The organism is Aeribacillus sp. FSL K6-2833 (genome assembly GCF_037965815.1).
In the GTDB taxonomy this organism is placed as follows: domain Bacteria; phylum Bacillota; class Bacilli; order Bacillales; family Aeribacillaceae; genus Aeribacillus; species Aeribacillus composti.
Map to the genome: position 1 here is coordinate 3149796 of NZ_CP150189.1, position 19478 is coordinate 3169273.

Here is a 19478-nt window from a genome sequence, read left to right on the forward strand (position 1 = left end):
GGTTCATTCGGATGGCCGCCATCAGTAACCGGCTTTGTCCGAATTGTTTTGTCCGAAAAGATTTCCTCCTGCAAATTCGGCTTCCATCAGAACCATTTTATCCGATCACATATAAGGGAATACGCCAGGACGAATGATCGGCGCCGTAACAGTCAGATACCCTTGTGTCTTCTTCGTAATCTTGTATGCGTTTTTCCCTTATACACATTACATCCTTTCTCAGGTAAAATAAAAAGCACTCCTAAAAGGAGCGCCAATTTTTGAAAAATTAATGGAATTCAACATCATCTATCTTCCATGAAAAACGATCAGATCTTGTATCTTCATTTTGTTTTTCTTTTTGATCATCAACAGGTTTATTTTTATTAATAACAACAGGTTCTTTACTATCCTCTTTCATTTTCTTGACCATCTCACATATAAAAAATTGTGATCACTATAATCTGCTTTATTTTAAAAGTCGCTTCTTTATCCAAAAATATTTCTTCTTCTCCCTAATAAACTGATTTGGAAAAATTTTTTCTTCAACAATGCTATTAAACGGTTTAAATTCAACTTTTTCGCTTAATTCTTCATCATCAAATGCTGGGTATCGTAACGTACCTACAACCATATGGATTACCAGGAAGCCCTCCTGCAGGTGGATTATTTACTGTACAAAAAACTTTCCATCTATTTGTCTATGAGCTTTTCTTACTCTTTTATCGTGTGATATCGATTATTGTTTCAAATCTTATGGGTTAGATAAAAACGAAGAGTTGCTTCAGCCTTTCTTGCGGTCTGATACAGTTTTAATTCCTCATAGTTAAGATAAAAACTATATGTACTCAGTGGAAGTATTTTTTGTATTTATAGTTTCAATTCCTCATAGTTAAGATAAAAACGGATATATCAAAAGCAGTCATCCCGGCTTAAAGCCGAGTTTCAATTCCTCATAGTTAAGATAAAAACATTGTTATCGATTATTCCGATCGTTTTGCAGATCGCGTTTCAATTCCTCATAGTTAAGATAAAAACGTTTTAGCCCAAAACTGGGGAAATATCGCTTTTGGTGGTTTCAATTCCTCATAGTTAAGATAAAAACCCCAAAAAGTTGTTGATATGACTAGATTTTGATAATAATGAAAATTTTGTTATTTCAATTTTAGCTTAAACAGGAATTTTTATCAATTCTTTGTTTTTCGTTTATTTTCTGCAGATTTTGCATCGTTACTCTAAAAAAGAAAGTGTCGTCGATCCCCCGGGATTTTTGCACGATTGGAGGTCGACGACAATTTTTAAGAAATGAGATTTCATTTTATATTGGATAATGAAAATTACTTTATATATTCATAACAAACTTTGAATTTTAGGTACCGTCAAGAATTTTGTGTAATGTAAGATAGATAGGGTATCTCTGAAATGGATTTAGAATAGAGAGGGATATTTCCTCCACACAGGAGACTGAATATTCAGTCTCCTGTGTGGAAAGGGAGAATCCCCTTATTTTGTTTATTTACAATATTTAGTTAACAATAACGTTCTTCAAACATTCGTTGAAGGGTTTCATGCGCTTCGGCAAATCCTCGCAACTTTCGCCCTGCCCATTTCTCATTAAAATCTTGAACAGTCAAATACACGACTTTTTCCGCGGCTTCTAAACTGCTCAAACTGTTCATCGGCTTTAGACGTTTCCGAATCTCAAGTATCCGAGAGAAGTTCAATCTTGGGGAAATGAGTTGGATGTCCTTCTTACCTTTATGAATGATCCAAGCAGTATTCGAAGTGTGCTCGACCATTTTGACTCAAAACAGTTGAAACATCTGTAACGCTATTTCCTTATTCGGTGCGCAAAAAATCAGTTTGAGATCTTCTGCCACTTCAAATTGGTCTTTTTTTCGAACACGACTGAGTGTGTTACGGACTTTGTGAACGACACAACGCTGCACATCGGCTTTCGGATAAACAGTTTTAAAGGCTTCTTCCAGCCCCGGTAGTCCATTCGTTCCAGCCTGTTCAATTTCGAGGAAACTTTTCATTTCTTCTCGCATGATCAGTTCTAATTTTTCCTTTACAAACTGACGAATAACACTTTCCAGTTGATTTGCCCAGTCTACATTCGGTATACTTTTAGACATAGGCAGGGTTCTCCTTTCTCTGGAATGTGTTTTTGTCCAAATCAGAGAATACCCTATTTCCTTTTGGTCTAGCAAAATGCTTTACACAAACTTTTATACATCATCAAATTATTGGTGCTCAGCTATTCAAAGATAAGAAGAGAAATTTTATTTAAAAAGCAGCCTAAAACACGAATATAGAAGGTTTAGGCTGCTTCCTTTTTCTATTGACTTTTAATATTTTAAGAGTGCGGCACTTGTTAAGTATTTTATTAAAGAGATAGACATCATTCTTGCTTCCCTAGTTAATCAATGAACGCTTTTTCACATCATTTTAATAAATTTTAATGTTGCCGCTTGATACGCTTACGTCGATAGGATGTTCACCTGACCCATGGGTACCTTTGATGTTTTTATTATCTATTTTTTTGCTAGTTAGCGGAAAATCACATGTTATATTGCCGCTGTTTGTCTTTCCGTTTAAAGTAAAGTCAGCATCAGTCGGAAGATTAAGATCCACCACTCCTGAACTTACTTCAATATCAACTGAATCTGTTAATTCATCCATTTGTATATTTAAATTTCCAGATGATAGCTCAGCCTCAATAGCTCCGATATAATGCTTTACTTTGAGGTTTCCAGAACTAATATCAAATGATCCTGTTTCTGTCGTTAATGAGTCTATATCGACATTCCCCGATGAACTATCATGCTCAAAATGTTTAACCGATACATTCTTCAGGTTGACTTTTCCCGAGCCTATATCTAATATTAATTCATCTAGTTTCATCGGTTCATTTTTTGAAAGGCCAGAGAAATTCAAATTCCCGGAGCCAAGATTTATAGCCATGTTTCGATCATAATCTTCAGGGATGTAAATATTCAATCTTGCCTTGTTATGAAACAACCACCCAAACCATTTCCATTTCTGTTTGGCACTTACTTTTACTTTGTCTCCATGCTGTTTAACAATCAGCTTTCCCTTTCCATCTAAATCAGCTTTTAAATCTTCTCGATTTTCCGGAATAATCGTTGTGCTAACACCTGAGGCATCAATTTCAATCATTTCAATTCCCTCTGATGTAACGGACTGGGTTCTTTGATTTCCTAAAGGCCACCAACTAAAATTGATTGGATTCAAAAAGATAATATATAAACCAATAAATCCGATGATACCCAACAGAATCGCAAAAAATCTTTTCAATGTTTTCCCTTCCTTCCCAAAAATTTTTCGCAGCTTTATCACTTGATTTGTTTATCCTTTAGCACTCCGCTCAGCAAGGGGCAACAAAGTAGCACCGATCCTCCCCTTGTATACAAAATATTTTGACTAGAATTTTACATAGTCTTCTTCCACATATTGCGAATTTTCATACTAACATGTCAATGAAACAGCTTCATTAACAAATCCCTAGTGCAAGAAGTTCGCCTAAACAAATACAAAAAAAGCAATGACTCTCCAAATCCACAGCCTTTTCGCGTTCTTATTTTAGAGAAGATTTTTAGCCTCATAAACAGCTATTATCCAAAAACTTCAAGCTGGATTGATTAAATGAATTTAATGGAAAAACAAATTCAATTACTTTTCTCTTCCTTAGAATACAGAGAAAAGTGATTTTCCAAAATGGACCTCAAATGTATATTCAACTAAGTCTTGAGACTTATTTATGATGAAATGATTATGGGGCCTGTCCCCCACTACGTGATTGTAATGAGGGAAGACCCCGTATACCGTAAGTTTCTAATCCGTACAATAAAAAATATGGTCTTGATGCGTCTAAAGCCAAGTGATATTGTACTCCCATTTTTCGACTATTAGTACTTTCCTACAGGATGTCAAGCAAAATTCCATCATCATCCTGGTCATTAAAATCCAGAAGAATCAACATGTTGCGCTGGAGTCAGAAAACACTGTCAATGTAAAATGTTTTAATTCCTCGTAGTTAAGATAAAAACGAAAGTACATCCAGACTTGAGGTTTTGGTTGTTGGTGAGTTTCAATTCCTCATAGTTAAGATAAAAACTGTTTTGCCGGTGCCACTTGCTTTTCATTCCTTTCTCTGTTTCAATCCCTCATAGTTAAGATAAAAACTTTATTGGTCGGAAAGAATCAAAGATGTCGATAATTATCGTTTCAATCCCTCATAGTTAAGATAAAAACGCTAGAAGACCCGGCTCACCCGGCTCCGTCTGAAAAAAGTTTCAATCCCTCATAGTTAAGATAAAAACGTCTACACCGGGCGCGGTACAGAATCTCCGGGAGCGAAGTTTCAATCCCTCATAGTTAAGATAAAAACAGCTAATGCGATTGCAGATGCTATATCCAAAGCCAGTTTCAATCCCTCATAGTTAAGATAAAAACCCAAAAAATCATTGATGGTGCAAGGTTTTGATAATAATGGAAATTTTGTTATTTTCATTTTAGCGTAAACAGTCAATTTTATCAATTCTTTGTTTTCCTTGTATTTTCTGTATTTTTTATATCGTTACTCTGAAAAATGAAGTGTCGTCGATCCCCTGGGATTAGTGCGCTATTGAGGATCGACGACAAAGAAAGAAAACTATTCTATGATTTCAAACATACCGAATCCTTGTGAATTTTTGGCCCCGATGCCGACGTCATACATAAATTTCAAATAAGAAGGCGGAGCTTGAATTTCGTAAGTTCCATTCCATGCATTGATACGAAACTCTTTAAACGCTGTAACAACTTTATCTTTTTCCGTTACTTTTATCGGCTTAATAGTTACTCTCTCTGTTGGCTGTTCTTGAAAATAGGCTTGAAACTTATTGCAAAAATTTTTCTCTACCATATCTGAAAAAACAAGATCAAACGGCGAGAAAAAATGCGTTCGCTTTTCACCGTATCGGTTTTCATAAGTGCTATAAACCGTAAGTGGCGATAGCATCCGAATTTGATAAGTATGTTTTTCCGCGATCTTTAATGGTTTTACCACTGTCTCCTCGATATGAATCGGCTGTCCGTTTAACATGAATTGTTCTTTCAATAAATAGTTTCTCGCTAAATCCACAATAAGCGAATCTAACATAGAAGAAACATACCATGTTACTTGGTCAAAAAACTCGATTTTTTTCTCATGACGATGAATGCGGTATGTTCCATACAAACGGCTAAATGTAAACATTTTAAACCGCCGCTTTTCCTTCGTATATCCAACGTTATGCAAAAAATCCGCAAGGTCAAAATCTTGAATGGAGCGGTATAAAAATCCTTGCAATACTTCTTCATAGTTGATAGGTAATATAAGGGTTCCATTTTTTGGTCTAAATCGAATCGTAAGCCTCATCTGTTCCTCCTATAAAATGTTGTCTTCTCCACCTTTGCGTAATCCCATCTCTTCCCGCTTCGAATATTTTTGCGTGCGAAACGTATAAAACACTACAGAATCTGTATCGGGATCCATGATGTTCGCCAGCTCCATTTTTAACTTTACATAGTTTGCTTCGGAAATTTCCCCTTCCAACACCGAGTTTTGCACCCAATATAAATATTTCCTTGCGATCTTTAACGCTTTCGCGACACGTTTTTTATCAAAATCATAGACTAGTATCACAAACATAGCAACACCTACCATAACGAGCGATACGGCTCATATTCTTTTTCGCCGAGAAGATGCTTTTGAATTTTATAAAGCTCGAGACGAATGAGACGACGGTATGAGACAGACTTACCAAGATGCCTGTGATTGACTGTTGTTTTCATGCGCTTGTCCAATTCCTCGATAAATTTTCTCCGCCCCTCCTCCGATAACAAAATTCCTTCCATATGTTTGTCAAAATCTTTTTTCGTAATCATCTTTTTATTTACAAGAGTAAAAATGAGGCGATCGACCATAATCGGTTTAAAAATTTCCGCAACATCTAGGTTTAAAGAAAATTTTCTAAAATTAGTCGCGTGTAAGAATCCGATACGCGGGTCTAAATACGTTTTGTAGATTTCACTTAGCACCGTTGTATAGCAAATCTGATTCCCGAAACTAATCATTGCGTTTAAACGATTGAGCGGCGGCCGCTTCGAGCGCTTTTCAAACAAAAAGTCTCGGTTATGGTTTAAAATATCATCAAACATGCTGTAATATTTCTCGCGTATATGCCCTTCTGTCGACATCATTTCCTCGACGCTTGTCCATTGTTCCAGTTTCGCCCGGCTTGATTGGAAATCCAAAATCATTTCCTTAAACTTCTCGTTATTGGTTTTAACACGGTTTTGATAATATTTCAGCACTTGTATCATTTGCCCGATCGAACCTTCAATGAATTTTCGCGCTAAAGCAAGACGTTTTTCTGGATTCAAATACGCTTCGGCCTGTTTTAAAATGACGTGACCCGCATTTAAATGCTCGCGCGGATAAAACGTTCCCGTGTAATAGCCGTAATGATTAAAATAGTGAATGCAGATATTTTTTTGTGCCATCAGTTCTAAAAACTTCTTCGTTGCATTCACTTCTCCAAAAATATAAATATCATTGATATCTTCAACAGGAAGCTTCCGTTTACGCTCAGTTGTCTCAAAACAAATACTGTTGTCTTCGCGGCTTAGTTCGCCGCTTTGAAAAATATAGAGCGTCTTTTTCATCATGATTCCTCCGCAAAACAATATTCACGATAGGCACAGCTTCGGCAAAATCCTATTTTCTTTGGCTCTGGCGGTACAGGCAAACGGGCAATGCGGCGAATTTCAGCTATCGCCTCTTCCAATACTTTTTTTCCTTCTTCTGTCCATTCCACTTTCGTTACTTTCTTTTCTTTTGGAAATAAAAGCTCCCCTTTTGCCTCAATTCCCATTTTTCGCAATGTGTCAAGATAAAACAATAATTGGTAATAGGCACTTTTTTCATATGTGGATGATTTTTTTACTTCACCGACAACAAGCGTATCCCCTTCGCGGCGAATGCGGTCCACTTTAATATTGCCGATCAGCATTTCTTTCTTCTGACGCTGATAGCTTGTTTCCGAGATAAAACGGCCAATTTCGAGGTTATCATCCTCTTGGTCGGCGGCGATCTGATGTGTAATCAGCCAAACCTCGCGCTTGCAGATGAAGTAGTACCAAATATGTGTTCCATTTACATCCATTACATAGTCCATGCATCCACCATCTCGCTTGAGCGAATCAGTCCATATTCGCTGTTGTAATATTGGTTTAGTATATCGTTGGATAAATGAATCATTCTCGTTTTTTCGTATAAATCCCGATCCAGATTCTTTACAAGTTTAATCGGAGCGGAAATGACATATTGGCGCACGTCTTTTTTCAAACGCAAATAGTTTTCAAACCGAGTTTCTAAGTCTTTCTCCTCAATCACCTGCTGAATATATTGCTGCCAAATGTCCATCGCTTGATCATCTACTTCGACAAACACATCCACTGCTTGATGCGCGTTTTCAATCAATTGAAATTCCGATACATATTTGGGCTTATTTTTCCTTCCCGACTTATCTTTTGTATCAAATTTTAGTTCTTCAATCGCACTTATAATCCCATCGGAAGCATCGAACGATTTTTTGCCGCGCACTTCAGTAAAATATTGCATAATGATATCAAAAAATTGATGCTCAGATACCGGTGTTTTCGGTAGCACTTCCTTCGCTATATTTGTATGAACACCCTTATACACATATTGTGATTCTAACTTTCCATCTCGCTCAATTGGCGTTATATAAACCTTGCCAAGTCCATGTAACTTTCCGTTACGATTGCAGCGTCCCGCCGCTTGGACAATGGAATCAATAGGTCCTAAGTCGCGATACACCACGTCAAAATCAACATCGACTCCTGCTTCGACAACTTGCGTTGAAATAACAACAACTTTCTTCTTCTCTTTTAAAAACTGTCTTATTTGTTCAATGCGGCATTTCCGCTCACAAGGCACAATATTTGTAGAAAGGTAGATTACGTCATAACCGCGTTCTTTTAGCCATTCTTTTATCCCTTCATAAATTTCAATCGATGTTTTAATTGTGTTAAAAATCGCCAAATAAGTTTTTCCATCTTCAAAACGGTTTTGAAACAGTTCCATCCATTCTTCGGGACTGTATGCGCCTTTATCCCCTCCTAGCCAATGAAGCTCGACCCGTTCCATTTCTTTAAAAAAGTCAATTGGCTTTACCATTTCCGCCTCCAAAAGTTCAACCGTTTCACCTTCTGGGAAAATAAGCGGCTGCGTTGCTGTTAACAACAAAATTTTACAGGAAAACAATTCTGCCATTTTGTACAACACGGAACGCAACAAAGGCCAATACTCAATCGGCACGTTTTGGATTTCGTCGAGAATGATAATGCTCCCGGCAATTTGATGGAATTTTTTTAACGCGCGGTTTTCATAGCCAATCAGTGTATGAAACAATTGCACAAATGTCGTGACAATCAGCTCTGCCTCCCAGCTTTCCGTCAGCAACAATGCTTTGCGGAGAGGCAGTTCCTCGTATTCAGTTTTGTATTGAAACGCAGATAAGTGGTGATGCTTAACTAAATACCGCTGCTCATTTGCATGAAAATCATCCAACTGGCTTAACAAATCACGGATTACTTTTTCATTTTGATCGATAACGCTTGTAAACGGCAGAGCGTAAATAATTTTTGGGGTATATCCATGCTGTCGTTCTGTTTGCTCGCGCCATTTTAAAGCAACCGAAAGCGACAGCAGCGTTTTTCCCGCTCCCGTCGGCGCCGTTAATGTGAACAATCGCTGTTCTGGTTTTGTTTTAAAAAGCCCCTCTATTCGTTCCATCACTACGTTGTACATCCGATTGCGCCACCCGTTCGTTCCTTCTGTCACGTTCACATCAAAATTCGCTTCGCGGTACTGGTCAACAAGATGAGCTGGAATGTGAACACGCGGTTTCCGTTCGATGTTAGCCGCCGATAATTTATCCGCATCAATAAGCACAGAATATAGCAATAGCACATAATAATAAAGTTCCCTCGTCAATTCTTGTTTTCTTCGTTTATCGATCAAATAATATTGGCGGTATACCTCATCGAACGTTTTTTCATAGTCTTGAAGGAAGTTGTGCAGTTTTTCAGAAAGGGACAATGGAATGGACAGTTCATCCCATAAAGGAGATAAATCTTCCACAATCGCAGAAGCATGGTTCTTTATATCATCGATTTGCTGTTTTAATGTAATGACTCGGTAATATAATGAATCTTGCACGGTATTTTCTGCAATATGGCGCGATTTTGTTACATCTAAAGAAATATCGCGCAAATTCCCATGATGGTGCATAACGACGAAGTAGCCTAATAGCGGGGCAAATTCAAACCAAGAAGCATTTAAGTTCACCGGATGGCGCAAAAGATGGGCGGCAAACACGGCAGAAATAAAGGAATGATGATGTAAATCTCCCCTTGCTTCACCTGTTTGCAAATAATCCTGAAAGTATGATAAATATTTACCGAAATCGTGTGACACCGCAACAATTTTTCCTATATATTCAAGCGTCGCTCGATCTCCCTTAGACAACGGCACATGCTTAAGCATATCTTGCAAATATTCGTATACTTCCTTTAAATGTACAGTCAATTTTTTCTCTGGATGATTATGAGACAAATACATATGCTTCCCCCCTAGAAATAAAGCAGCGATGAGGTCACCGCTGCCTTACATCCATAAAATGTTTTCTTTTTCTCCCCCATAAGCAACGGATACATATGGTACAGCCGGAATCGCGATGAATTGCCGTGATTGTTCAAACAAGTAATAGTCTGTTTCTTGAATCATCCGCTCATTTGTAAACTGGCGTGTCATAAATTCTTTTAAAAAGCGAGTTTCCTTTGAAAATTGGATCGATCGCTCACGCAAATTAGGAATTCGCACAACAGAATGGATCGGCACCGCATCACGACTTTCCATTACCGTTCCCTCTGCTTCGGCAACCCAGTTTAACTGTCCAAGCAATTCAGAAAGCCCTAAATACGGCGGATAAACATATCGGCTTGATTGGATTCTTCCCCTCACGCTTTCATAGATAGATCGGTCAGAGTGGGAAAAATAAATGCGGTACCGCACATTGGCTTCTTCTCCCCCGGGAAGCACTAACTCAAGGGGAATTTGCGTATGTCCTCCGCTATTGTTTAAATGGGCTTTTGACTTTACAAACATATAATTGACTGTTTGCATCACTTTGCGAATCGGCGTGCGAACAGATAGCGCAATTTGGCATTGATTCGGTGAAAACACTTCATAATAACTGTCGCGCTCCATTCCTAAAATACCAGCGAGTATGCCAACAATCGTTGTTCGCGGCGGAAAGGAGTACGAAAGCGAAGATGAGTTCGTATCGATTTTTCGGAAATGTCCCATCTTCCCGATAAGGTCAAAAATAAGTATCTTCATAAACGTCACCCTTTTTTACAATACAGGAACGAGTTTATCCGCCAACTCGGATGGAAGAAGAGCTGTTAGCATCCCTTTTTGTCCTTCATAATTCAACAATAAATTAGAATCTTGCCAGTAATGGATGCGGGCAATTTCACCATTTACTTCCAAAAGTTTATTCACAAGTGCATCAACATGCAAATTAACTTCGGAAATGCTGCGCAGCCCTTCTGTTTCCTCTAAACTCACCAAATCTCTCAAATCGCCGGCAATAAATTCAGGAGAATGATATTCTACACGTAAGTAAAGACGAGGGTATTGTCCGACTTTGCTTCGTGTTGCGCTCAATGGAATCGCTTTAACAACCGCTTGATCAAATAAACTGACATCTTCTTCGGTCAATCTCGTATGCACCGCGCGATGACCGCTTATGATGCCATGAAACGCCAAAAATGAATAATAGACACGATAGTCTTTGCCGATAGTACCGCCGTCATTTTTATCATCGGAACCGAAATGTGAGGTAATACTTGCCGATTCGACAAGCGTGACTTTATTTAACGAGTAGCCCCAGTTAAACTGAATCGGACCAGTAAACGTCATGGAGCTTCCTTTATCCTCCGATTTAATCGGCATTGTCGCACCGAACATGCGGACATCAGTAAATTGCTCAAGCATCCAGTTTTGTTCCTCTTTTGATAGTTTATTAAGGTTCACTTTTCCATCATACTTTTTCTCAAATAAACGCTTAATGCGTTCTGTCGCATTGACCGTTTCTCCATCGACTTTACCTACAAAAATTTCGTTTCCGAGCTGTTCCAAATAATCGCGAATATATCGTTTTAAACGCACATCACTCACTAAGTTTAATGAACGTTCATAATCCATGCGCGGGCGGTTTTCTTCATCAATATCGCCGTTCGGGTTTGTTAACTTTGCATCATAAAGGAATAAAATATCGCTATTATTCATTTTTTTCATTCCTCCTCGTGTATAATTAATGTTAGAAATGATTTTTTAAGAGATTTTGCAGTTTATCCAAATGCCTTGACCAATTGTTTACTATTTGGAAGGAAGAGCTCCCCTCATCTTATACAGGATTGGACTTTTCGCAGTATTTGGGGAATCTCTTCTTCCTTTCCATTCGTAATACTTTATTTTTCATTTTCAAAATCAGGGTCGGAATTATCCTTTTTGCTGCTGTTTAAAATCCGCTTTGTGCCATATGCGTAGCCTGAAAGCAAATAAAAAACGTTTTCTCGATCACTTAAATTCCATTTTCCCTGCAATGCTGAATCAAAGAGACGTTTATGTTCCACATAAACAGCTTCAATTTGCAAAGAAGCAATTTTCAGTTGTCTCAGCTTTTCAAATACTTCGTTTGAAAGCATGATCAGTTTTTGCCTATTCATACCATGATAATTAATCTTCGATAAAATCGGCTTATTTACTGTTTTGCCGCTTCGGACTTGTCCAAACGCTTCTGCACGTTCTTTTGCTCTACGAACTTGTTCAGTTCCAATTTTTGCAATTAAATACCCAAGTAAAAATAAAGAACTTTGCGCGACGTTATAATTCATGGTTTCCATATATTCGACCATGTGGGCATCAGACAAGTCATATGTTACCTTTGCCATCTCCCTTTCCTCCTTAATTAAGTTAAGGTTTTGCAACAGTTTCAAGAACAATTGCGCTCGCACCATTGCATTCACTAATCGAAAATCATTGGATTCTTCCTTGTCGTTACTATATTGATAAAGGTTATAGTTAGCATACATATGAACTTTGGCAAGCTGCACAAATTGCGTGATCAGCCATTGGTATGAAAGCGTTTTATTTGTCAAAAGCGACTCGTATACTTGTAAAATTTTACGTTTTTCAAAGTTTTCCCTGCGTTGAACACGCATCGGAACTAAGTAGTAGATTGGTTCCAAGCCGAGATTGAATTTTTCATTGCCAAAAAAGTGTTGTCCTATTTCCCCTGCTTTTCGCATCTCGTAACCTAGTCGGCGCAAATGAGTGAGCGGAACATCGGATAACAGTTTATTCACCTTTAAAGCTGACTGCGCTTTTGTGTAAAAAAGAAAATGTAACGAAATATGGTTGTCCATTTGATTATTGAATTCTTTGTAATCTTCTATTTCCCGATGCAAATCTTCCGCTGTTTCAACCGTTTTGACAGTGCGGACAAACTGATGAATGTGCTCACTAATATCTTGAAGCGGGACATTTTCAAACGGCACATCATATAAAAAGTCTGGGATGATATAACAAGGAAGGTCACTGAAACGAGTATTAAAGTTGCGGAGAATGTACGCTTCCCCTGCCATAATTGCCTGATAAGCATCTTTGCTGATGGATAAGTTTTTGACAAATGATTTTTTCTCTAGATCGCTCGCAAAGCTGATTTTATCGTTTATGTAGTAGTTAAATTTCAGTTTTGTCGTTTCTCCTGTCACAAAGTCTTCTTTGTTTGTAAGGGCGCATACTCCCTTTTTCGCCTCTTCAAATACACTTAGTTTCTCAGCGATAACGAGTCGTTCATATTCTGGTTGCGATACGACGAGCTGTCCGTCAATGGCAAGAGAATACAAGAGGACATCTTTGATGCTAACATTGGCTTCTTTTTCAATAAAAGCTTGAAACTGCTTCGCTGCTTCCTTAACCGCTTTTTTCGCCTCTTTTTCCGTCAATTCGCCGCCAACATATGCTGGATTAAAAACATAGCGGTATCGTTCGTCTGATTTTTTGGCCGCGCCAAGATCCAAGAAAAAAACATCTTGTGCTTTTTTTAAAAGAGAATAGTAGGAATCCTCTTGATTCCAACGTTCGAGAAGATTTGTAATTGTTTGACTAAGCAAATATTCGACATTGCTCACCGTTCCAAACCATTGTGGGCTCGCTGCTCCATCCGCTGTACCAATCCATAGCAACTCTAATGAGGTCGATTCGCTTATTTCTTTTGGCGTTATTTTGACTTTTTTATCTTTAATAGAAAAGTCCACAATAATTACATATTTAGTTGTGCCATATGATCTTGCAATGGGCAGCGTTATTGCTTGAATAAGAGATTTTTCTTCGGTTAAATACTTATTTCCAAGGGTGTAAATCGTTTTTATCACCGTCTGCACCTCCTTTAAAGAGAAATATAAATTTTTACAATCCGTTTAAATTCTACCAATTCTATCTTTTATTTCAATATTTTTTGTATAATTTAACATTTTGTTCAAAAATACAAATAATTTCCTAAACTGGCTTAATGTCTTCTAAATATCCAATCATCCTTTTTTATTTCTTCATGTAAGTAAACTTTTTCGATATTTTCCTTACACCATTTCCCTCTTCTATAATTGATATAGTCGACATATTAACAATTGTTCTTTCAAACATTTTTACACCTCCTCATTTTTTTATATAATTACATTTTCAATTAAATTTTATTTATTCAGAAAATTAATGTCAAGAATTTTTTGTTATTTATGAAAATAAGATATCTCTGAAACGATTTGGAATCAATAGAGATATGTTTCACCAAAAAAAGACTGAATATTCAGTTTTTTTGTAAGAAGAGAAAATTTCCTTATTCCTTTATGATTAAAATATTCTTCAAACATACATACGTTGAAGGGCCTTCTGTGCTTCGACAAATCCTCTTAACTTTCACCTTACCTATTTCTCAAATCTTGGATACTACTTGATCGTTCACCTCATGGTATTGGTCGTGTACATCACACTCTGAATACTGCTTATATGAATCATAAATTTGGTCTAGCCAAATGCTTGACACAAAAATTTTTATACATCATCTTTGCTATGAAAATTATATTTAGTCCTAAGTAGGTAAGATAATAATTACATTATCAATGTTTCAATGCTTTAATAAGCTAAGATATGGAAAATGATAACTATAATTTGTATTATATATTAAATGAAATATTTAAACAAGCCAGTTGCAAATTATTAAAAATACAATATGATGCACATAAGAAGTAGGATTGGGATATAAAAAATGTTACCGAACATTCATGTATTCTCTAACCTTTTATTTTCTTATTTGAAACAGCCATGTACTAAAAGTAGTTTCTATAAACACAGATAAGGCACGGCTTTATGAATCTTTCCTCGTTCTATTTCGTTTATTGATCGGTGTTATCAAGTTTTTTATGCTTTCTACCACTTCAACATTTCCTAACACAAAAGAAATAGACATATCTAATTCTTTTTAAATCTTATTTTATTCTTCAAATTGCAGAGAATATCGAATTTATCGTACGAGGCGGGAAATTTACTTACAACAGCAACACTTTAACCTAAGAAAGCGACAACTTGATTCAGTTGTTCCAAAGCATGAGGAGGTATTTTCAGTGTTGAGGTTGGTTCTCCTGTTCCACCATAAATGAACGGATAGCGAAAAAGTTCTTTATCGATTATACAAGGCAAAGAAAGACCAACTAAAGGAACGCTGCCGACAGTATATCCCGTGATCTTTTGAACTTCTTTTGGGGGTGCCATTTTTAATTGATTGCATCCCAAGATTTCTGACACTTTTTCCAAATTCACACGACCGCGTCCTCCTGAAACGATTATTGCAAAATAGCCTTTGTCAGACTTAAGTATCAATGTAGGAGCAGTCTGACCTATTTCGATTCCAAAATAGTCCGCACCTTCCTGCGCTGTGCGAATTGGATTTTCGTGATAAAGGATGTCAAATGGAATTCTATTTTCCTGTAAAATGCTTTTTAAATGATCCAAAAGTAAGCCCTCCTATTACAAATTCCACGAAACGGCTTCTTCTACAATTTAATTGCCAACAGCTTACTTCCACATATTAATCCAATTTCCTTTTGAAAAGTGGTTTTCTTTACAAAAAGAAGTGAAATACAGTTGAATGGAACTTTATAGGGATTGTTGCGAGTAAATGCTATTCATAAACTAGAGAGTTTCGTAAGTATCTAAAATGGTATTGAAATGTAAATGAAAACTCCAAGAAGGCTGCCGCAAATTTTTTATCTATATATGATCCGGTTTAAACTTCAAATGAATACAGTAGAAGCCGAATCGGCATTCATTAATAGTTCCCAATTGCCTATGCTAAAAAAGAGAAAGTACCGCAACCTGATGGTCCTGTACCCTTCCGCTTTGTTACTCGTCCAATTTAAAATCTTTTTTTCTCTCTTTAATGATTCTTTCTGAAATTCTTGCCCGTCAAAGCGGCGTACTACAATTTAGCTGTCGGCTCTTTGCAGCTGCAATTTCCGAAGCCTATGACGCCACAGCAGCAGATGTACTGTGCCTTTTCACATTTTTCAATCACTATGCAAAAAAGGCTATCGAATGCACTCGATAGCCTTTTGAAAATGATTGATCTAAGCTTTATGGACTTGGGTTCCTTGCGAATTCATGGATAATCGATACTATTCTTTATGAACTCGGAAGCAATTCTGTACAGTATCGTACTGTTATCCCATGGATGATCGATCTTATCCTTTCTGAGCCTTGATTAATACGTCTTTTCCTCCAACTACGCTGGATGGATAACTACTATGGTCGATTTTAAACTGATCTCCGTTCAGTAAAATAATAGGAGTAATGGTGTTGTACCCTTTTTCGCCAATTTGATCAATGGCGAATTGTGCGATAAGATCTCCTTTTTTGATTTTGTCTTTAGGTGAAACTTTTATTTCAAAGCCTTCTCCTTTTAAGTTCACTGTTTCTAGTCCCAAATGAATCAACAGCTCTGCTCCTTCATCTGAACGAAGTGTAATGGCATGCTTGGTTGGGAATACATCGACGATTTCACCGTCAACCGGAGAATAGACATCTCCGCTTGTTGGTTGAACAGCAATGCCGTCGCCCATCATTTTTTGAGAGAAAACTTCATCAGGCACTTCTTCCAATGCAACAACCTTTCCTGATAATGGCGCTACAAAACTAATAGTTGATTCTTCTTTATATTCGTTTGTTTCCTGATTCATGATATCTAAAATTTGATTTTTTAACGTGTCTGAAGTAGGTCCAAATATTGCTTGAACTCCATTTCCTACCTCCAATACGCCTGAAGCACCAAGAGCTTTCAGTTTTTCTTTATTAACAGCGCCTTTGTTTTTTACACCTACTCTTAACCGTGTAATACATGCATCAAGATTATTGATATTTTCTTTTCCGCCAAGTGCTGCTAATACTTCATACGCTTTTTGATTGACAACAGATTCATCACTTTTTCTATTTGTTTTTTCTTCGTAATCTTTTCTAGTATAAAGTCTGTTCGAATCTTCATCTCCGCGTCCTGGTGTAAGAAGATCCCACTTTTTAATAGACCATCTGAATACAACGTAGTAAACAACAGCCATTGCCAGACCAACGATAATGACATACCACCATGGCTCTCCAACACCAGGTAATATACCAAATAAGATAAAATCAATGATTCCGGATCCGCCGGCATATCCAACATTCACATCTAAAACATACATCAGCATAAATGACAGCCCTGCCATTAATGTGTGGAAAACGTATAATAATGGCGCTACGAACAAGAACGTGAATTCAAGTGGCTCTGTAATTCCTGTAAAAAATGCTGTTCCCGCAGCAGTCAATAATAAGCCTGCTACAGCTTTTTTGTTTTTCGGTTTTGCCATGTGATACATTGCTAACGCTACCGCTGGCAGACCAAACAGGACGAACGGGAATTTCCCTGCCATAAATCTTCCTGCTGTTATTTCAACGGCATCATTTACTTGTTTATCCGCAAGCTGAGCCATATACATTGCCGTATCCCCGGAAACGACAGATCCAGCAAGTGTTGTATACGTTCCGCCAACTTCCGAAAAACGAATTGGAATATAGAAAATATGATGCAATCCAAACGGAATAAGGGCACGTTCTACTAGTCCATAAATGAACATGTAAAGCGGCGGCGTATTTTCTCCAGATAAGGCAGCTCCAAGTGCATAAATGCCGTCTTGTACATGCGGCCAAACAAAGGCCAAAATCAGTGCAATAATGATTGAATAACCTGCTGTTATAATAGGAACAAATCGTGAACCGCCGAAAAAGGACAGCATTTCCGGCATTTTGAAATCATGATATTTTTCATAAAGAACTGCTGCTACAAACCCGATGATGATACCGCCAAAAACACCGATTTGAAGTGTCGGGATCCCTAACTCAAGTACACGCCCTGGCTCCGATACGTTTTCCGGAGTGATTCCAAGGACAATCCCGATAACGGTATGCATAACTAAATAACCAACAAGTGCTGATAAGGAGGCTGCCGCTTTTCCACCGGTCCAGCTCCCCGCTATACCGATAGCGAACAAAACACCTAAGTTTCCAAATATCGCTTTTCCTGCACCCTTCATTAAATCAGAAATCGTTTTCCAAAATCCTGAATCTAAAAAAGGCAAATATTCGATTAAATACGGAGATTGTAACGTTGTACCGATTCCCAGCAATAAACCGGCTGCAGGAAGCAAAGAAATTATAACCATAAAAGTTTTGCCAATTCTCTGAAAGAAATCAAAGTTAAATACCTTCTTCATTTCATAGCTCCCCTTCTTGATAATATATAGAAAACGGATACATTCTAGCTATTTTTCAAGCAGGGAGTCATAACGGCTCCCTGCACGGACAAGTTATTATCGCAATTCCGGCCAGTATTCTTTATTGGCTTCGATTAAGGCATCCAATACCTCTCTTGCTTTTGCTGCAGATACAACTGTACGATTTAAAGTTAAAGCTTGCAGCGCTTTGGCGTATGAGCCTTCCATATATGCTTCCACAGTAAGTTTTTCATACGCATATTGCCCTTCAATCAATCCTTTATAGAATGTTGGAATTTCTCCAACTGCGTATGGTCTAGGCCCGTTTGAGGTTATACTTGCAGCCACTTCAACCATCGCATCATCCGGCAAATTGCTGATGATTCCATCATTTTTCAAAATGACAATAAAATTGTCGCCTTTGTTGTATGCAATGGATTCTGCAACAATTAAGATAAACTCGCCATGTGCATCATTTGCTACTACGTTGGAATCTTTTGCAGTTCCTGTTTCAGCAACGCGCACACAATCTTCAAATACGCGTTTCTCTCTTCCGGCTTGTACTTCATTTGCACGCGTAAAATCCGGATTCAATTTTTTCAGCACTTTATCTGGATATAAATAATACTGTAAATACGTATTCGGCAAATAGTCCGGAAAATCTCGCACCATTTGCTGCACCATGGCATACGTTTCGAGCCATGATTTATCCCTTTGCTCGTAGTCAGCCGGACGGAAGCCGTTTTTCAAAATCATTTCCCTTAACTCAGGCAATTTGTCATTGCCTTGCGGATCATATAAATGAGTAAACCAGCCAAAGTGATTTAATCCGAAGTATACAGGATCAAAATCACGTTCATTCATATTTAATAAACGGCCGTACGAACGAAGCAAGTTTTCAGGCTGGTCGCAAATATTGAGGATTCTTTTATCATCAGGAAACATTTGCTGTAACGCAATCGCAACGATAGCAGCAGGATTTGTGTAGTTTAAAATCCATGCGTCTTTCGTTTTGCTTCTGACATCCTTGACCAATTGAATCATATCGCGGATCGATCTCATACCGTAAGCAAAACCGCCCGGCCCGCATGTTTCCTGACCGATAACCCCTAGTTTCAACGGGATCTTTTCGTCTTTTTCACGCATTTCATAGCCGCCAGTACGCATTTGCACAAAAACAAAATCGATATCTTCCGTGAATGCTTCCTCTTTATCTGTTGTATAGCTAAAATGAATGTCAGGGTACTCTTCTTTAAAGAGCACTTTCGCAAATTCGCCTATTATTTTTTGGCGTTCGTAATTGATATCATACATGACCAATCGGTTGATCGGGAAAGTATCTTGACGCGAGCAAATTGCTTTTAAAAGCCCTGGCGTCCAAGTACTACCCCCGCCAACAATAAGTACATTGAATTTTTTCATTGTGTTTCAGCTCCTGGTAGTAATTTTTCATGTAACTGCTTCTACCGATATCTTAACGAACGAAAAAACATAGACAG

13 protein-coding genes, 1 pseudogene and 2 CRISPR repeat arrays are annotated in these 19478 nt (G+C 37.7%); all 14 genes and pseudogenes read right to left on the minus strand.

Features of this window, described 5'->3' with window-relative positions; genetic code table 11:
• Positions 1 to 268 precede the first annotated feature (268 nt).
• A complete protein-coding gene (locus NSQ94_RS15345) occupies positions 269 to 400 on the minus strand; it encodes a hypothetical protein (protein ID WP_277874793.1) in 132 nt (43 codons plus the stop codon).
• A 327-nt stretch (positions 401 to 727) separates the two neighbouring features.
• A CRISPR array of direct repeats spans positions 728 to 1084; the repeat unit is 25 nt; unit sequence AATTCCTCATAGTTAAGATAAAAAC.
• Positions 1085 to 1508: 424 nt separating this feature from the next.
• Positions 1509 to 2117: pseudogene (locus NSQ94_RS15350) on the minus strand (transposase).
• Positions 2118 to 2430: 313 nt separating this feature from the next.
• Positions 2431 to 3300: a DUF4097 domain-containing protein gene (locus NSQ94_RS15355; RefSeq protein WP_242009293.1), complete on the minus strand. Its 870-nt coding sequence runs from the start codon at positions 3298 to 3300 to the stop codon at positions 2431 to 2433.
• Between the two features lie 731 nt (positions 3301 to 4031).
• Positions 4032 to 4458: a CRISPR direct-repeat array (repeat unit 21 nt; unit sequence CCTCATAGTTAAGATAAAAAC).
• A gap of 199 nt (positions 4459 to 4657) precedes the next feature.
• The gene (gene cas6 / locus NSQ94_RS15360; protein WP_144597291.1) at positions 4658 to 5404 is read right to left on the minus strand and encodes a CRISPR-associated endoribonuclease Cas6; all 747 of its coding nucleotides are present in this window, start codon (positions 5402 to 5404) and stop codon (positions 4658 to 4660) included.
• A gap of 9 nt (positions 5405 to 5413) precedes the next feature.
• Positions 5414 to 5677 (minus strand): CRISPR-associated endonuclease Cas2, encoded by a 264-nt coding sequence (gene cas2 / locus NSQ94_RS15365; RefSeq protein ID WP_144597293.1) that lies wholly within the window; start codon positions 5675 to 5677, stop codon positions 5414 to 5416.
• An 8-nt stretch (positions 5678 to 5685) separates the two neighbouring features.
• Positions 5686 to 6693, minus strand: a complete 1008-nt coding sequence (gene cas1b / locus NSQ94_RS15370) for a type I-B CRISPR-associated endonuclease Cas1b (protein WP_144597295.1) — start codon at positions 6691 to 6693, stop codon at positions 5686 to 5688.
• Positions 6693 to 7205 carry a CRISPR-associated protein Cas4 gene (gene cas4 / locus NSQ94_RS15375; RefSeq protein ID WP_242009294.1) on the minus strand — a complete coding sequence of 171 codons (513 nt, stop codon included), beginning with the start codon at positions 7203 to 7205 and terminating at the stop codon, positions 6693 to 6695. Before cas4 ends, cas1b begins: the two co-directional genes overlap by 1 nt.
• Positions 7193 to 9676 (minus strand): CRISPR-associated helicase Cas3', encoded by a 2484-nt coding sequence (gene cas3, locus NSQ94_RS15380; RefSeq protein ID WP_144597297.1) that lies wholly within the window; start codon positions 9674 to 9676, stop codon positions 7193 to 7195. Before cas3 ends, cas4 begins: the two co-directional genes overlap by 13 nt.
• A gap of 45 nt (positions 9677 to 9721) precedes the next feature.
• Positions 9722 to 10456, minus strand: coding sequence for a type I-B CRISPR-associated protein Cas5b (cas5b, locus tag NSQ94_RS15385; RefSeq protein ID WP_144597299.1), 735 nt, complete (start codon positions 10454 to 10456; stop codon positions 9722 to 9724).
• Between the two features lie 15 nt (positions 10457 to 10471).
• Positions 10472 to 11410: a type I-B CRISPR-associated protein Cas7/Csh2 gene (gene cas7b, locus NSQ94_RS15390; RefSeq protein ID WP_144597302.1), complete on the minus strand. Its 939-nt coding sequence runs from the start codon at positions 11408 to 11410 to the stop codon at positions 10472 to 10474.
• A 182-nt stretch (positions 11411 to 11592) separates the two neighbouring features.
• A complete protein-coding gene (locus NSQ94_RS15395; protein WP_144597304.1) occupies positions 11593 to 13560 on the minus strand; it encodes a TIGR02556 family CRISPR-associated protein in 1968 nt (655 codons plus the stop codon).
• A gap of 1183 nt (positions 13561 to 14743) precedes the next feature.
• Positions 14744 to 15190, minus strand: a complete 447-nt coding sequence (locus tag NSQ94_RS15400; protein ID WP_339229613.1) for a YbaK/EbsC family protein — start codon at positions 15188 to 15190, stop codon at positions 14744 to 14746.
• A 728-nt stretch (positions 15191 to 15918) separates the two neighbouring features.
• Positions 15919 to 17979 carry a glucose-specific PTS transporter subunit IIBC gene (gene ptsG / locus NSQ94_RS15405; protein WP_339229614.1) on the minus strand — a complete coding sequence of 687 codons (2061 nt, stop codon included), beginning with the start codon at positions 17977 to 17979 and terminating at the stop codon, positions 15919 to 15921.
• A gap of 96 nt (positions 17980 to 18075) precedes the next feature.
• Positions 18076 to 19401, minus strand: a complete 1326-nt coding sequence (locus tag NSQ94_RS15410; RefSeq protein WP_063388732.1) for a 6-phospho-alpha-glucosidase — start codon at positions 19399 to 19401, stop codon at positions 18076 to 18078.
• Positions 19402 to 19478: the final 77 nt, after the last annotated feature.